This is a genomic window from Shewanella sp. Scap07 (genome assembly GCF_013394145.1).
Classification (GTDB): Bacteria; Pseudomonadota; Gammaproteobacteria; order Enterobacterales; family Shewanellaceae; genus Shewanella; species Shewanella waksmanii.
The window spans coordinates 2,376,987-2,393,932 of sequence record NZ_CP041329.1 but is presented as its reverse complement, the minus strand read 5'-3'; the positions used below and the strand labels follow the sequence as shown (position 1 = coordinate 2,393,932).

Here is a 16,946-nt window from a genome sequence, read left to right as displayed (position 1 = left end):
CCTTTTCGAAGCACATTGACCTAATGAGTTGAATATTAATCAGCTTTATCCTGCCGAGGCCTAATTTTGAACAACAGCAGGCAAACTTGAAATTGCAGAGGTGCTTATTGACGTTGCAGTAAGCTGAACAACGATGCTTTGTTCATCGGCTTAAAAAAGTAATAACCTTGCACGGCCTCAACACCGCAGCCACGAATAAAAGCTAACTCAGGTTCAGTTTCAACCCCTTCTGCAACCACCTGCACTTCTAATGCTTGGCTGAGACTAGAGATAGCTTTAATCAAAGCTTGTTGTTTTTTGGCGGCATCTGCGCCCTGAACAAAGCTTTTATCGATCTTAATTTGATCCACCGGAAAGTGACTTAAATAAGACAGCGAAGAGTAACCCGTACCAAAATCATCAATAGATATTTTGATCCCTTTATCTCTTAGGGTATCTAATGTTTCAATCAGATGAGAGTGTTGCTCCATCAGTACCGATTCAGTGATCTCTAAGGTGAGCCCTTGATACGGATAATCGCCTTGGCACAACTGCTGCCCTAAAGCATCGAATGACGCTATCAACTTATCTTGCAAATTATCTGACCACATTTCAAAGGTGGAAATGTTTAACGATAATCCGATGTCGATGGCCTGATTTTTCAGCTCGATTAATGTCTCCATTGCATGTAAGCGCACCCACTGGCCTATCTGCACTATCAAGCCGTTGGCTTCGGCTATTGGAATAAATTCAGCCGGCGATACATACTCTCCGTCTAACTGCCAACGTAATAAGGCCTCAGCGCGGATGATTTGGTTGGTTTCAATACACACAATGGGCTGAAAATGCAGTTCGAAATCTTGATTAATCACCGCGAGTTTAAGTGCTGATAGCAATTTTGCATGACGCTCGGCTTCTTGCTGCATTCTTAAGGTAAACAGCTGGTAGCGATTGCGCCCTTGGGATTTGGCAATATACATCGCCTGATCGGCACAATTTAACAAAGACTCTAGATTGTGAGCATCACTGATATAACGGGCGATACCAATAGAGATAGTGGCATATAACTTTTGTCCGTTGGCTAAAGTGTAGGAATGAGAAAGCGCATTGCGCCATTGCTCAGCCAACGCCTCTAGCGCTTCAGAATCACTGATAAAAGGAATAAACAACGCAAACTCATCACCACCAAAGCGCGCCAAATGGATCTCTGGGCTTAATTGCTGCTGCAAACGCTTTGCCACTGAAACTAACAACTTGTCACCACATTCATGGCCAAAGGTATCATTGATAACTTTAAAATTGTCTAAATCCATCAACATGAAACCAAAGGGCCGCTTACCGTTAGTTTGGTCAATATGTTGCTGTACTTTATCGATTAAGTGGCTTCGATTGCTCAGCCCTGTCAGCGCATCATGGTCAGCTTGGTAACGTATTAGCTCATTGGCTTGTTTACGCTCAGTGATGTCATTAAACAACCACGCAAAACGCCGCTCTCCCCCAAGCGTTTCGGAAAATGAGGTGACTTTTACTTCAAGATCTAATCGCTGATTTTTACCACTCATTGTGGCGAGCTCGCCTTGCCAAACCTGCTGGCGGCTAAGCTCATTTAACATTGATCGCACGGCAATTTCACCCGATGGAGCAAAGATCTCAAACGGGTTAAATGACACCAATTTTTCAAGTTGTAGCGTTTGGTATAGCGCGGGGTTCGCTTCAAGCACTGACCATTTATCATCGGTCGTGACCAAAGCCACCGGCAAATGACCAAAAATATTAACAGCCAATTGTTGGAACTGAAAAGCGCGTGAGCGTTCTATGGCTAAGCTAGCGAGCTTAGCCGCCTCTTGAATGAGTTTTAAATCTAATCGAGTTGGGCTTTTAACTGTGTCGTAGTACATCGCAAAAGTACCTAACACTTGGCCGGCATTATCTTTGATCGGCTCTGACCAACAGGCTCGAAGTCCCGCTTGTAACGGCAGTGCTTTATAAGCTTGCCAAAAAGGATGGTGTTCAATGTCTTCAACAATCACGCACTCGCCACTGTAAGCAGCCGTACCGCAGGAGCCGACACCATGGCCAATTTCTATGCCATGTATCGCACTATTGTAATCGTCAGGGAGGTTGGGCGCAGCGCCGGTAAGCAGGCGCTGGCGGTCTTCGCTCAGCAGCAGTATTGATGCTCGAGTGCCGAGCTTTTCTTTTTCAATCAGCAAAACAAGCGCATTGAGGATCGAACTTAATGGTTCTCCTGCGATCACCATAGTGAGAATTTTGCTATAACGTTCAATGCTAATGCTTGAACCGGAAAACTCTCTTATTGTCGGAACAATTGACTCATAATTGCTTTGCATGATCAGGCCTCAAATGAGCGAACGCTACTTAACAGGGTAGCGTAACTCTTTCATCCTAACCAACAATAAACCTTACTCGCAATAAGATTTTAGGCTAATAAAACCCAAACAATACTATTCGCTAATCCGCTTAAGTTTTGCCATGTAAAATCCATCAAAACCAGACTCAGCAACGCTGATTGTTTCATCTTCAATGAAAGAAAAGTGAGGATTATTTTCTAAAAACTCATCAACTTGAGCGCGGTTCTCTTGCGGCATGATAGAACAAGTCGCATAAACCAATATGCCATCGACTTTTACCATACGGCTATAACTTTGCAAAATATCTTTCTGCAGCTGAACTAAAACTGGTAAACGATCGGCTGTATCGCGCCATTTAGCATCCGGGTTACGTTTTAGTACACCTAAACCAGAACACGGCACATCAAGCAATACCCGATCGGCCGACAACTTAAGGCGCTTGATAGTTTTGCTGCTGGCAATAATGCGCGTCTCTACGTTATGCGCACCAGCGCGCCTTGCGCGTTGCTTAAGGCTGTCCAATTTCCATTGTTCAACATCCATTGCCAGTAATCGGCCTTTGCCTTGCATTTGCGCAGCAATGGCTAAGGTTTTACCACCCGCACCGGCACAGGCATCGACAACACGCATGCCGGGTTTAGCATCAAGGACTGCCGCTATCTGCTGCGAACCCGCATCTTGTTGCTCAAACAAGCCTTGTTTAAACGCATCGGTTCTAAATAACGCTGAGTCTGAGATGATTTCTAGGGCTGATTCCACTCCAGCGACTGCTTGGCTTTGTACCCCTTCCTTGGCTAACTTATCAATTAAACTGGCTTTGTCAGTTTTTAGACCATTAACGCGAATATAGCGTTTTGGCGCTTGGTTTAGTGCGGCTCGCTCTGCTGGCCACTGCTCACCCATCTGCTGTAAACCCAACTCATTAAGCCACTCAGGACAGCCATCCCATAATGCCTCATCAAGCTTAGCTTGAGCGACGCGCTCGTCGAAAAGAGGTTGTTCAATGGTCAACGAATAAGGCAACTTAGGTAGCGGCAACTGTTGCAGCATGTGCCATGCGTTAAGCAGTCTAGAACCTAGGCGCTCGATCTCCGACTGCTTTACATCTGCTAAATAGCAATACAGGTTAAGCTTGCGCAGAATGTCTCCCACTACAAATGCTATGCGTGCTTGCTCAGCGGGCAATAACTTTAAGCCCGAAAAGTGGATTGAATAGGCTCTATCAAGTGGCTTACCTTCCGATAATACCGTTGACAGAATATTGATAACCAATTCAGTGGAGCTTGCTGATAGCGAAGTTTGTAACATGGGATAACCTAATTGTTGAAAACGCAGCGATCATAGGAGTATCAACATCAATACGCAAGGTGAAGCGTGCATTTGTAGCTAAATAAAACCACTCAAACGTGATTAATGCCAACAACCAATCAGCCGTGCTGAATTTTTTGCAGTAGTACAAATAAAAAAAGTAACCCGAAGGTTACTTTTCTATCAATATCATCCTAGTTAATCGATTATAGCTTAGCGCCCTTTAAACCATAAAATATGATGAAGGCATAACAGATGATGGGTAAGAAGAAGGCTTGTTGAATGCCGATATTGTCAGCCAGCACACCTTGTAGTAGCGGTAAGATTGCACCACCTACAATCGCCAAACACAATGCGCCTGAGCCTTGAGAGGTAAAAGGACCTAGATCGCGTAGCGCTAAACTGAATATGGTTGGGAACATAATTGAGTTAAATAACCCAACGCCCAAAATAGACCACATCGCCAATTGGCCACTGGATGTCATTGCGATAAACACTAATATAGCTGCCATCGCCGCATTAAAACCAAGCACCTTGCCCGCTTCTACTTTGCGCATCACTGCTGCACCAATAAAGCGACCGACCATCGCCCCGCCCCAATAGTAAGCAATGTAATTGGCGGCAGTGGCTTCAGTTAACCCGGCAATATGCTCTTCGGCTAGAAAATTGACTAAGAAGCTACCGATAGCAACTTCTGCGCCCACATAGACGAAGATACCCACCGCACCTAAGGTTAAATGAGTAAATTGAAACGCGCTTGTTTTACCTAAATGGCTTTGATTAGCTGTGGTTTCAGAGGTGTCTTGATGCGCAGCAATAGTGGGTAGCTTTAGCTTGGCGAAAACGATGGCTAAAATCGCCAGCATACCCGCTAGCAGTAAGTAGGGTAACTTAACCACTTCGGCTTCTGCCTGTGCATGGGTCAACTGCGCCGATGCTTCAACTGTGACAGATAAAATCAATACCGCACCAAAAAACGGCGCTACTGTGGTGCCTAGCGCATTAAATGCCTGGGTGAGTGTGAGTCGGCTTGAAGCGGTTTCTGTCGGGCCTAACGCGTTTACATAAGGGTTAGCAGCTACCTGTAAGATGGTGATCCCAGAGGCCAAAACAAATAGCGCCCCCAAAAACAGGCCATAGGTTGCAAGCGCCGCAGCCGGGTAAAATAAGGCACAACCTAAAGCAGCAATGGTTAAACCAATCACTATGCCTTTTTGGTACCCCACCTGCTTAACGAGTTTCCCCGCCGGCAGCGACACTAGAAAATAGGCGCCAAAGAAACAAAACTGAATTAACATCGCCTCGGCATAACTTAGGCTAAATACGGCTTTTAAATGGGGAATAAGAATGTCATTAAGGCAGGTAATGAAACCCCACATAAAAAACAAAGAAGTTAAACTCACCAACGCAAAGCGATAGTTCTCTGTACCACCTTGCGCTGTTGTTGAGGTTGCAGTTGACTGCATCATAGCCATAGTAAATGTCTCTTTTATTTAAATTATATGATTAGGGTTGTTGAACTCTCGGGCCAAAATTAAGTGAAATTAACCGACCCTATCTATTTACGTAAAGCGTGTTGCAGTCAAGCATGTTTACTCTATGCAACACCCTACAACAGCAAAATGCCTATTTACCTACCCTTGGGCACTCTGCTGAAAAAATAGACCTCAAAGTTCAATGGCCTTAGTACTTAGCGTATAAACAACCAAACGGTGCAAACTCGATGACATCGTTGTTTAATATCGCACCAGGCAACATGTCCTGCGGTATAGGACTCATCGATGCCGTGATGGGATTGGTTACTGTAGTGCTGTTTGCGGTTAAATTAAATCCGACCAGATAGCGTACGCCCTGATACTCCCTTTCAAACAACAGCACATCATCTGAAACATCAAAAAATTTGATACCACCAAAAATCAATACTGGATGGGCTTTACGCCAATCTAGTAATCGCTGATAGCTAGACAACATGGAACTACTATCAATACTTTGAATATCAACTGCACGATTAAGGTGCTCGTTAGGCACAGGTAACCACGGGGCCTGAGTGCTAAATCCCCCAGATGGCTGATTGGCTTGCCAAGGCATTGGGGTTCTGCAGCCATCACGACCCTTAAACATCGGCCAAAATGCAATGCCAAAAGGGTCTTGGACTTGTTCAAACGGAATGTCCGCTTCTGAGAGCCCGAGCTCTTCACCTTGATAACTACACACGCTACCGCGCAATGAACACAGCAGCGCATTGAGCATTTTGCCCATTTCATCGCTAAATTCGCCTTTACCCCAGCGCGTAGCGACGCGCTTAACATCATGGTTACCGATTGCCCAACAGGGCCAACCATCACCAATGCTGTTTTCTAACGCTTCTACCGTTTCTCGAATATAACGGGCACTGAAATCGTCGGTTAGTAACTCAAAGCTGTAAGCCATGTGTAACCGTTTAGTCCCTTGGGTGTATTCTGCCATGGTGGCTAGCGAGTCTTCTGATGACACTTCACCTAAAGTGACCACGCCTGGGTATTGCTCTATTAGCTGGCGTAACTCTTCAATGAATTCGACCGTTTCTGGGCGGGTATTATTGAAATAATGGTACTGATAAGCATAGGGATTATCTTCGCTAAAACCGCGGCCTTGCCTTTTATCAGCCGGCTTTGCGGGATTATCCCGCAATAGATGATCGTGATAACAAAAGGTAATGGCGTCTAACCTGAATCCGTCGACACCTTTATCTAGCCAAAACTTAACATTGTCGAGCACCGCTTGGCGTACATCTGGATTGTAGAAGTTTAGATCGGGTTGGCTAGTTAAGAAGTTGTGTAGGTAGTATTGACTGCGTCTTGGTTCCCACTCCCACGCACAACCGCCAAAAATAGCGAGCCAATTGTTTGGAGCGCTGCCATCTTCTTTAGGATCGGCCCATACGTACCAATCACTCTTGTCGTTATCTTTGCTAGTACGCGACTCTGTGAACCATTGATGCTGATCTGAGGTATGACTGAGAACCTGGTCAATCACCACTTTGATTCCTTTGCTGTGAGCTTGCTCAATCAGCTCATCAAAATCCTCCATGGTACCGAACATAGGGTCAACACAACGATAGTCACTAATATCATAACCAAAGTCTTTCATGGGTGATTTAAAAAACGGCGAGATCCATATCGCATCCACATTCAAGCTGGCGATGTAGTCCATTTTATTGATGATCCCGCGTAGATCGCCTACTCCGTCTCCGCTTGCATCGTTTAAACTGCGCGGATAAATTTGATAAATTACTGCTCCGCGCCACCAAGAAACCTGACTCATTGCCACCCCTCAATGTAAGCCAACCCTGCGTAAACTACACGCCTAAGTCGCATTACTGTTAACCACTTGTAAATGATTAATCGTTATTTTCAATAATTGGAGCATACGTTAACAAGGAAATCGGGTTCAACATCTATGCATACGTATGCATAAAACACCACAAATGTAACCAACCAAAACCAATATAGAAAAATACATTAATAACAGTAGGTTAAAAAGTTTGAAAGTGACCTTTCTTTGCTGAAAATAGTCGTGATTTGACTCAAGAAAGTAACAACGTATCCTTTGAATACGTATGCATAACATTGTCGCAACCCGAAAGCCAAGAGTAGTATCGCAACTGCTCCACAACAATTTGGTCATAACCTTGATACTTATGCAGTCAATTAAGCTAATCGAGGCAAAACAAAACAATATAAAGACTGTAACCAAAAACAAATGAAAGCTAACAACGCTAATTGGACAGCTAGTTGTTACGCATTCAAAAAGGGGAAAGATGAATGTCGCTTTTTAAACCAAGCCTACTTACATTGGCAATCGCGGCTAGCATGGGCACGACAGCTCATGCAGCAGAAAACGATGCTAATACTGCCGCAGCGCAAGATGAGAATATTGAAGTAATCAAAGTTTCTGGTATTCGCCGTAGTTTACAAGAATCACAATCCGTTAAGATGTCTTCATCTTCTGTTGTAGAAGCTATTTCAGCAGAAGACATTGGTAAACTACCTGATGTATCTATCGCAGAATCTTTGGCTCGCCTTCCTGGTATCGCTGCACAGCGTCTTGATGGTCGTGCAAATGTTGTCTCTATTCGTGGCCTAGGCCCAGACTTTTCCCTTGCAACACTTAATGGTCGTGAACAAGCATCAATCAACGACAACCGTGGCGTTGAATTTGACCAATACCCTTCAGAACTTCTCAACACTGTCGTTGTATACAAAACCCCGGATGCTTCGCTAATGACGCAAGCTATTGCCGGTACAGTTGATATGCAAACGATTAGTCCACTGCGTCATGGCGAGCGTACCTTTGCGGTTAACCTACGTGGTGAAATGAACGATTTGGGCGCGCTTAATGCGGGCTCTACAGATAAAGGTTACCGGGGCAGCATTTCATATATTGATCAATTTGCCGATGACACGATTGGTGTCGCATTAGGTTACTCACGTATGCAGTCTCCAAACCAAGAAGAGCGTTGGAATGCGTGGGGCTACCCAGAAAATGATGCTGGAGACAAAATTTTAGGTGGTGCTAAGCCTTACGTGCGTTCTTCAGAATTAGAGCGTGACGGTGTGATGGCCGTATTTGAATATGAACCAAACGAGCAATTCCGTTCAGTGGTTGATGTATTTTACACCAGTTTCTTCGATGAACAGATCCTGCGCGGAATCGAGATTCCAGGGGCTTGGGGCGGCGGATGGGCTAACTCAGGCAATACTGCAACCACGACAGAAGATGGTTTAGTGACTGAAGGCTCTTTCCAAGATGCGATGGTGCTGGTTCGTAACGATACCAATACCCGTGATGCTGACTCTCTATCACTAGGTTGGAACACTGAATACATCATCAACGGCAACTGGTCTGTAGAAGCAGATCTGGCTATGTCAAAAGTTGAACGTACTGATATCGGTATCGAAACTTATGCTGGTACAGGCCGAGGCAATGGTGTTGGTGCCGTAGAACCTAACCTAGGTTTTAAATACACAGGCGATGGTCGTTACCTATTTGACCCATCACTTAATTACGCCGATCCCGATCTTATCAAATTAGGCGGTGCATTTAGCTGGGGCCCATCTATTGATGGCAACATGCAAGATGGCTTTATTAACAAGCCAGAAATTGAAGACGAGCTAAAATCACTGCGTTTAGGCACAACCTATACCTTTGATGACGGTTTTATGCGCAGCGTTGAGTTTGGCGTTAACTATACAAATCGTGAAAAATCTAAAGTTGATAACGGCGAATACTTAACCCTTAAAGGTTATGAAATCGGCAGCGGCGACAACTACATGTTAACCGTACCTGATGAGTATTTATTAAGCCCGACTTCCCTCGCCTTCTTCGGCATGGGCGACATGCTATCTTATGACGCATTAGCTGTATATAACGCAGGCTTCTATAACTCACTTGATGCAGCATTAGTTCAGCCAGAGCGTTCAACCAATACTTGGCAAGTTGAAGAAGAAGTCACCACTTTTTATGTCAAAGCGGACTTTGAAACTGAATTAGGCGATATGCCGCTAACCGGTAACTTTGGTGTTCAAGCGGTACAAACTAATCAAAGCTCCAACGGTAAAGCCGTTCAAGATGTTAATGGTAACTTAGAAGTTGTAGACAGCTACGGTGAAGATGATTACCTAGAATGGTTACCCAGCATGAACATATCGCTTGGTCTAACTGACAGCCAACGTATCGTTTTCGCAGCAGCGCGTACAATGAGCCGTGCACGCATGGATCAAATGAATGCGTCTGCCAGCTTCAATTATGACCCAACAGGCCCAGGCGGCATTTACTACACAGGTAGCTCAGGAAACCCTCAGCTTAAACCGTGGATGGCAAACCAAGTAGACTTGAGCTACGAGAACTATTTCAGTGATCAAGGTTATTTTGCGATTGCGGCATACTACAAAAAACTTGAAAACACCGTTTACACTGACACGGTATTTATCGATTTTGAAGACGTGATTCCAGGTGTTGAACCAGGGAAAGGCCAAGGCAGCTTTGATGTGCCACAAAACGGTGAAGGTGGTTACATCCAAGGTATCGAAGCATCGGTTTCGCTAGACTTTGGTTATTTTGCTGATGCACTTGAAGGCTTTGGTACTATTCTGAACGGTTCTTATAACGATTCAGAAGTGAAGGAAAAGCCAGATAGCGATCCGATTCCACTTCAAGGTCTGTCAGAAAAAACCTTTAATGCCACAGTTTACTACGAGCGTGCAGGTTTTGAAGCTCGTATTAGTTCACGCTACCGCAGCGAATTCCTAGGTGAAGTCACTGCAATCAGTTTAAGCCGCCAACAAGTGAATGTAGCAGCTGAAACCGTCGTTGATGCTCAAATTGGTTATGACTTTGGTCAAGGTGGTTTCACTTCACTAGACGGTCTATCAATTATGTTCCAAGTTAATAACTTAACTGATGAGCCATTCACTACCTACACAGGTGATGATCAACGTGAAGTTCGCGATTACCAAAGCTATGGTCGCAATTACATGTTAGGTGCTAACTACAGATTCTAATCTTAGTTAACTAACAAAAGCCTCTGTTTTCACGGAGGCTTTTTTATATACAAAGCAGGCAGCTTATGAATAATAAAATCAACCATATCGTTATTCTTGGTGGCGGTTCATCGGGTTGGATGACTGCCGCCCTTCTTTGTCGTCTTTATAAGCAAAGTTTAAAGATCACACTTATAGAGTCTGCAGATATAGGCACCATAGGTGTGGGTGAAGCCACCATTCCCCCGCTTAAAGTTTTCAATGATGTGCTAGGTATTAACGAGCTAGAATTCATTGCCAAGACTAAAGCCACCATCAAACTTGGCATCCAGTTTGAAAATTGGGGTCAGCAAGGTGATGCCTATATGCATGCCTTTGGTGAGCTGGGTAAAAACATAGGTTACTGCCCATTTCATCACTACTGGTTAGCCAGTAAACCCAATCATAGTGCTAGCCTTTGGCAATATTCATTCAATTATCAAGCGGCAATTAACAACAAATTTGCGCCCTTAAACCGTATTCATAACGACCAACTTGCGGGTATTACCCATGCTTATCATTTTGATGCTGGCCTGTATGCCAAGCTTCTCAATGAGTATTCAGCCGATAAAGGCGTGATTCGAGTTGAGGGCAAGGTTAATCATGTTGAGTTAACTCAAGATGGCGCAATTGACTCACTTATATTAGATAGCGGCCAAACCATTGCGGGCGATCTGTTTATCGACTGCTCAGGCTTTAACGCCCTACTAATGGATAAAACCCTAAAAGTCGGTTATGAGAGTTACCAGCAATGGCTAGTGTGCGATAGCGCATGGGCAGTGCCCTGTGAAAAAGTCGATCCCATAGTGCCCTACACCCGATCGATTGCCCATGACTTTGGTTGGCAATGGCGGATTCCGCTGCAACATCGCACCGGCAATGGCATTGTATTTTCTAGTCAATATGTCAGTGACGAAGTAGCGAAACAAACCTTACTGCAAAACCTCGATGCTAAACCTCGATGCTAAACCGCTGGCAGAGCCTAAACTGTTAAAATTTGTCCCCGGCAGACGTAAGCAGCAGTGGTATAAGAACTGTATAGCAATTGGCTTAGCTTCTGGCTTTCTAGAACCGCTGGAATCCACCAGTTTACATCTCGTGCAAACTGCAATCATCCGCTTAACCAAACTGATGCCCAATTTGAGCATCTGTGAAAGCTTAGTTGATGAATATAATCGTCAATCACAAATTGAGTTTGAGCAGATAAGAGACTTTATTATTTTACACTATTACCTTAACCAAAAGAGTCACTTAAACAATAGCGCCGACCTCAACGTTCACCCTAAAAACACGGATAGGGAACCACCTGAAGCAGCTAGCCTATGGCACTACTGCCAACACATGGACATTCCGCCCAGTTTGAAACAAAAAATAGCCTTGTTTAATAAAACAGGTAATCTGCACCGATTTCAAGAAGAGCTGTTTACCGAAGAAGCTTGGCTGCAAGTGATGATTGGTCAAGGGCTTATGCCGGAAGATTATAATCCGCTGGCCGACACAATTTCAGACGCTGATAGAGATGAATTCCTCAGTAACCTCAAAGCAATTTATCAGCACTATTTAACTCAATTACCCGAACATGGCGCTTTCTTGCGCGCAAACCAATAAGGATATTGTCTATGGCAATGGCGCACTTATTCACTATTAAGCAACAGCTGATTTCTTTCGCAACACAGGCCAAACGAGCCCGCATAACCTTAGCCGTTCCTCACACACTGGCGAGCTTAGTTTTGCTGTCAGTCGTCAGTGTTGCGGCTTCTGCTAATAACCAATCTATCAAAGTAGAACCCGAATTCTGGTGGGCGGGTATGCACAATGCTGAGCTGCAGCTGCTGATTTATCAACAAGGCATAGCCAACAAGCGCATTCAGCTTACTAAAGCTGATAAGGTTAAAATCAAAAAAATAGATAAAACTAGCCCAAACCATGCGTTTGTATATCTAGACCTAGGCGCAGCAACAGCACAACAACTTGAATTTACGCTTAGCGCTGCCGACGGCACCAGTTCAACACTCAACTATCAGCTTTTAACTCGTCAAGCTGACTCGGCAAGCCGTCAAGGCTTTAACAATAGCGATGTAATTTATCTCATCACCCCTGACCGATTTGTTAATGCTAATCCAGATAATGACAACCACCCTGATATGCTAGAAACGGCTAATCGCAGCGACAAAAATGGCCGTCACGGTGGAGATATTGCTGGGATCCGTATAGCACTGCCCTACCTTCAAGCGCTAGGTGTCACTCAACTTTGGATTAACCCATTGCTTGAGAACAACCAGCCTCAAGTGTCTTATCATGGTTACGCTACTACTGATTTTTATCAAATCGATCCACGGTTTGGCAGTAATGAAGAATACGCCGCACTGGTTTTAGAAGCTAAACAAAGTGGTATAGGCATTATTAAAGACATTATCGTTAATCATATGGGCTCATCTCACCCATGGATGCGGGACTTTCCTGATCAACAATGGCTCAACGGACAAGCCAAATGGCAAGCCAACCCAAAAGATATTATGTACACCAGCCATCGGCGTACCAGCGTACAAGATCCTTATGCTGCAACAGTTGACATAAATGGCTTCGAAAAAGGCTGGTTTACTGACACCATGCCGGATATGAATCAAACCAACCCACACATGGCGACCTATTTAATCCAAAACAGTATTTGGTGGGTAGAATACGCCGGCCTTAGCGGCATTAGAGAAGATACTTATTCATACGCCGACAAAGACTTCCTCACACAGTGGTCAACTGCCATTATGAATGAATACCCTAACTTTACTATCGTTGGTGAAGAGTGGAGTAACAACCCAATTACTGTTAGCTATTGGCAAGCAGGTAAACAAAACAAAGATGGTTATGTATCACAAACCAACAGTATGATGGACTTCCCTTTATATGAGTCATTAATTGCAGCGATGACTGAGCCTGAAGGATGGGATACCGGATTAATTAAGTTATTTGAGTTTCTAAGTAATGATAGCGTTTATGCAGACCCTACTAAACTGGTACTTTTTGAAGGGAATCACGACACTAACCGTTTATTTAGCTTGTTAGAAGAAGATCTTGAATTAACCCAAATGGCAATGGCCTATGTACTTACTAGCAATCGTATACCACAGATATTTTATGGCTCAGAAATTTTGATGGAAAGTCCAACCAATGGTCGCAATGATGGTGCAGTTCGTGCGGACATGCCCGGAGGCTGGGATAATGATGACATCTCAGTATTTGAAGGCAAAGGATTAAATAGCGACCAAACGGCGATGTTAGATTTTATGACCACCCTGCTAAACTACCGTAAAAATAATCACATAATACACCACGGTGACCTGCGCCATTTTGTTCCCGAAGACGGTATTTACGTGCAATTGCGTTGTGCTGAAAAAGGTTGTAGCAATGGCACTAAACTGATGGCTATTTACAATAAGCACTCAGATCCAACAACGTTAGCGTTAGCGCGGTTCTATCCATTTATTTCTGCAAAAACAGTGGGCCGTAACATCATAACCAATGAACAAGTCTTACTTGGTGACAGCATCACACTACAAAACAAAGGCGTGACTTTGATTGAAATAGCGGGAGGCAAACAATGAAGAATAACCAATGCGCTCATCGTCCTACTGGCCGTCAATACTGGTTAAGCTTGCCTTTATTACTGAGCCCTTTTTACGCAATAGCGGAATCAACCCCGTGTAATACTGCCAACGTTGATGCTTGTAAGCCGGTTATCTATCAGGTTTTTACTCGGCTATTTGGCAATACAGAAACCCGCAATAAACCCTGGGGCACCCTTGAGGAAAACGGTGTCGGCAAGTTTAGTGATTTTGATGACAAAGCACTGAACAGTATTCACCAATTAGGTGTCAGCCATATTTGGTATACCGGTATCCCCCATCATGCGGTGATCAATGACTACCAAGACTATGGAATCAGCCTAGATGATCCTGATGTGGTAAAAGGCCGAGCAGGCTCACCCTATGCGGTAAAAGACTACTATAACGTTAATCCAGATTTAGCCGATGATCCCGCCAAGCGACTCGAAGAGTTTCAGGCGCTCATTGCCAGAACCCACGCCCACAACATGAAAGTCATTATTGATATTGTGCCTAATCATGTGGCGCGTAACTATCAATCGCTTAGTGCACCTAAGGGCACGATAGACTTCGGTCAGCAAGACAATACCCGCGTTGAATATGCCAAGCATAATGATTTTTACTATATCCCTGATACCGCTTTTGAGGTGCCGGATTTACCGGCCAATCAACCCTTAGGCGGCCAAGCGCATCCATTGAGCGATGGCCATTTTGACGAGCGCCCCGCTAAATGGACCGGTAATGGCTCTCGACTGGCCAAACCAAGCGCCAACGACTGGTACGAAACCGTCAAAGTTAACTACGGGGTAAAACCCAACGGCGAACATGACTTCCCAGCCCTACCCGCAGGTTATGCGAACAAAGACTGGCAAGCGCATTTACAGTTTTGGCAACAAGTACCAGCGGCACAAATTCCAGCTTCTTGGCATAAATTTAAAGCGATCACTTTGTATTGGTTAGCAAAAGGGGCCGATGGTTTTCGCTATGACATGGCAGAAATGGTGCCCGTCGAATTCTGGAGCTATCTCAATAGCCATATAAAACAGGCGAACCCTAATGCCTTATTATTGGCAGAGGTTTATACGCCATCACTTTATCGCGACTATATCTACCTTGGTAAAATGGATTATCTGTATGACAAGGTCGGCCTTTACGATAGCTTAAAAGCCATCATTCAAGGCAAACAAACCACGGCGCAGATCGCCAAAGATCAAGCCAATGTAGCCGATATAGCGCCGCATATGCTCAACTTCTTAGAAAATCATGATGAGCAGCGCATAGCCAGCCCTGAATTTGCAGGCTCTGCGAACAACGCCTTACCGGCACTAGTGGTATCAAGCTTGTTATCTAGCTCACCTACCCTTATCTATTTTGGCCAAGAAGTTGGGGAAGCAGGCGAGCAAAACGCCGGATTTGGCCAACCGAGTAGAACAAGTATCTTCGATTACATCGGTGTGCCAGCCCACCAGCGCTATATGAATGATGGTAAATTTGACGGCGGCCAATCTACGCCAAAGGAGAAACAACTTAGACAATACTACCAGCGCCTGCTGAACCTTAGTCACACTGAACCTGCTCTACTTGGTGAGTATATTGATCTGCATAGCAGCAACCAGCAAACAAGTGGTCTTGAGGAAAATAATGGTATCCAGAAAACCAGCGGCTATGACAATCAGCTTTTTGCGTTTGGCCGAGCAAACAGTCAACAACAGATGATTGTGGTCAGTAACTTCAGTCAACACCAGCATAAACAATTCACCCTTAAACTCGCCCCCGCTTTTAACCAATACTGGGCTAATAAGGCTAGCTGCGAACAAATTCAGTTGGTGGACAAACTCACTGATAATCAGCAAGTGTCTGTGATAAAACAAGCAGATGGTTATCAGCTCAAGGTGTCACTGGCACCACTACAATCGCAAGTGTGGGTGACTAGTCCGCTTAAATAGCCAAATTCTGCTAAATGGGTAAAGCTTTGAAAGTGCAAAGCAACAAACTAAATTGCAGCTATAAGAACAAAACGCTCGGTAGCATATAACTACCGAGCGTTTTTGCATCTAGTGTTTTTGACTCTGTCATTTGTAATTATATCAGCGCCTACCATTATCAATGTCAGCGCAATGAGTATAAGAGTCGCTTTAGGCACGCGATTGGACAGCAATCAATTGCCGCTTAAGCTCATACAGCAACGAGTATTAGGCAATGTATAGCATTCGGATATGTGACAACGCCACATTAAGGATTGAGCAACGCTACCCCAAAACCAACCTTACCGGCTTAAACACTAAAACTAACAATGGAATTAAAATACCAAGCGTTATGAATCACACTTAAATGCTTTGTTAGCCACATTACTTTTGCATATCGCGATATAAAGTCGGTAAGAACTTTCCAAGGTGATTCATTTCTTCAGAGCAGTGACGCAGCAAATCAACTGCCATTTGGTCGCTGACGATTTTTTTACGGAAGAAGAGTGTATTTGAAATATGAGATACTAGGTTGCTAACTAATGGCATTCTTGGTTTGAACTCCCCTAGCCAAAACATACTTCTCATTATACATCCAGCATCGGTTGGATGAATGTAATGAACCAAGTAACCGGCTTCGGTATTCAGTGTGCGGTTAGCAGTGACACCACATATAGCGGTAGAACCATTTATGTAAGCGTCAACTAAACCAATTTGTTGCGGCTCAAAGAAGCTAATTGCCAAGCGGTGGAGACTGTTACCAATATACTCATCAACAAATGAGGTATTACCGATATACTGCGCCCTACTGTTAGTGAGCTGCGACCTATCCTCTTTCACTTTTGCCTTTTGGTGAGCATCAGGATGCCATAATTGATAACGCTCAGAATATGGCAGATGCCAACCAAACCACCAGTCAATCATGTCAGCTGATACTTCAGGCATCAACGTTTCGCAGGTGACCAAAACTTTTCCTGACTTGGAGCGAAAGGCCTTATTCTTTAGCTCATCCCAATTATCTAAAATTTCATTAGCTGATGTGACCTTTGGAAATTCAGACGCCTGAACTCCATGTGATAACGCTAGTTCAACAACTTCAGGCACAGGCGCTAGTGGTAACTTGTATTTATCAAGTATCATTGTTCTCGCTTATTTTCTGCTTTG

The 16,946-nt window shown here is 44.3% G+C and carries 8 protein-coding genes and 1 pseudogene; 4 read left to right on the top strand and 5 right to left on the bottom strand.

The genetic code is table 11. The features are described from left to right. Positions 1–104: 104 nt before the first annotated feature. From FLM48_RS10415 to FLM48_RS10400, 4 genes are all read right to left on the bottom strand, one after another. On the bottom strand, positions 105–2,330 hold the full coding sequence (locus tag FLM48_RS10415) for an EAL domain-containing protein (RefSeq protein WP_179024589.1): 2,226 nt from the start codon (positions 2,328–2,330) through the stop codon (positions 105–107). 114 nt (positions 2,331–2,444) lie between these two features. Then, positions 2,445–3,659: an RsmB/NOP family class I SAM-dependent RNA methyltransferase gene (locus FLM48_RS10410; RefSeq protein ID WP_179024588.1), complete on the bottom strand. Its 1,215-nt coding sequence runs from the start codon at positions 3,657–3,659 to the stop codon at positions 2,445–2,447. A 206-nt stretch (positions 3,660–3,865) separates the two neighbouring features. Next, positions 3,866–5,134, bottom strand: coding sequence for a sugar MFS transporter (locus FLM48_RS10405; RefSeq protein ID WP_179024587.1), 1,269 nt, complete (start codon positions 5,132–5,134; stop codon positions 3,866–3,868). Between the two features lie 208 nt (positions 5,135–5,342). Then, complete coding sequence (locus tag FLM48_RS10400; RefSeq protein ID WP_179024586.1) at positions 5,343–6,962, bottom strand: alpha-amylase family glycosyl hydrolase; 1,620 nt, start codon at positions 6,960–6,962, stop codon at positions 5,343–5,345. Between the two features lie 500 nt (positions 6,963–7,462). Between FLM48_RS10400 and FLM48_RS10395 the strand changes: the two genes are divergently transcribed. From FLM48_RS10395 to FLM48_RS10380, 4 genes and pseudogenes are all read left to right on the top strand, one after another. After that, on the top strand, positions 7,463–10,201 hold the full coding sequence (locus FLM48_RS10395) for a TonB-dependent receptor (protein WP_179024585.1): 2,739 nt from the start codon (positions 7,463–7,465) through the stop codon (positions 10,199–10,201). A gap of 65 nt (positions 10,202–10,266) precedes the next feature. After that, positions 10,267–11,827, top strand: a pseudogene (locus FLM48_RS10390) (tryptophan halogenase family protein). A gap of 11 nt (positions 11,828–11,838) precedes the next feature. Beyond that, positions 11,839–13,818, top strand: coding sequence for an alpha-amylase family glycosyl hydrolase (locus FLM48_RS10385; protein WP_256871113.1), 1,980 nt, complete (start codon positions 11,839–11,841; stop codon positions 13,816–13,818). After that, positions 13,815–15,764 (top strand): alpha-amylase family protein, encoded by a 1,950-nt coding sequence (locus FLM48_RS10380; RefSeq protein ID WP_179024584.1) that lies wholly within the window; start codon positions 13,815–13,817, stop codon positions 15,762–15,764. The genes FLM48_RS10385 and FLM48_RS10380 overlap by 4 nt, the downstream gene beginning before the upstream one ends. Before the next feature lie 402 nt (positions 15,765–16,166). Here the strand turns inward: FLM48_RS10380 and FLM48_RS10375 are convergent, their stop codons facing one another. Next, entirely contained in the window at positions 16,167–16,922 is a 756-nt protein-coding gene (locus FLM48_RS10375) for a DAPG hydrolase family protein (RefSeq protein WP_179024583.1), read from the bottom strand. Positions 16,923–16,946 lie beyond the last annotated feature (24 nt).

What these genes read in the sequence shown, in the direction of transcription:
- FLM48_RS10415 (WP_179024589.1), bottom strand. Translation starts at nt 2,330, where the DNA reads ATGCAAAGCAATTATGAGTCAATTGTTCCGACAATAAGAGAGTTTTCC.
- FLM48_RS10410 (WP_179024588.1), bottom strand. Translation starts at nt 3,659, where the DNA reads ATGTTACAAACTTCGCTATCAGCAAGCTCCACTGAATTGGTTATCAAT.
- FLM48_RS10405 (WP_179024587.1), bottom strand. Translation starts at nt 5,134, where the DNA reads ATGGCTATGATGCAGTCAACTGCAACCTCAACAACAGCGCAAGGTGGT.
- FLM48_RS10400 (WP_179024586.1), bottom strand. Translation starts at nt 6,962, where the DNA reads ATGAGTCAGGTTTCTTGGTGGCGCGGAGCAGTAATTTATCAAATTTAT.
- FLM48_RS10395 (WP_179024585.1), top strand. Translation starts at nt 7,463, where the DNA reads ATGTCGCTTTTTAAACCAAGCCTACTTACATTGGCAATCGCGGCTAGC.
- FLM48_RS10385 (WP_256871113.1), top strand. Translation starts at nt 11,839, where the DNA reads ATGGCAATGGCGCACTTATTCACTATTAAGCAACAGCTGATTTCTTTC.
- FLM48_RS10380 (WP_179024584.1), top strand. Translation starts at nt 13,815, where the DNA reads ATGAAGAATAACCAATGCGCTCATCGTCCTACTGGCCGTCAATACTGG.
- FLM48_RS10375 (WP_179024583.1), bottom strand. Translation starts at nt 16,922, where the DNA reads ATGATACTTGATAAATACAAGTTACCACTAGCGCCTGTGCCTGAAGTT.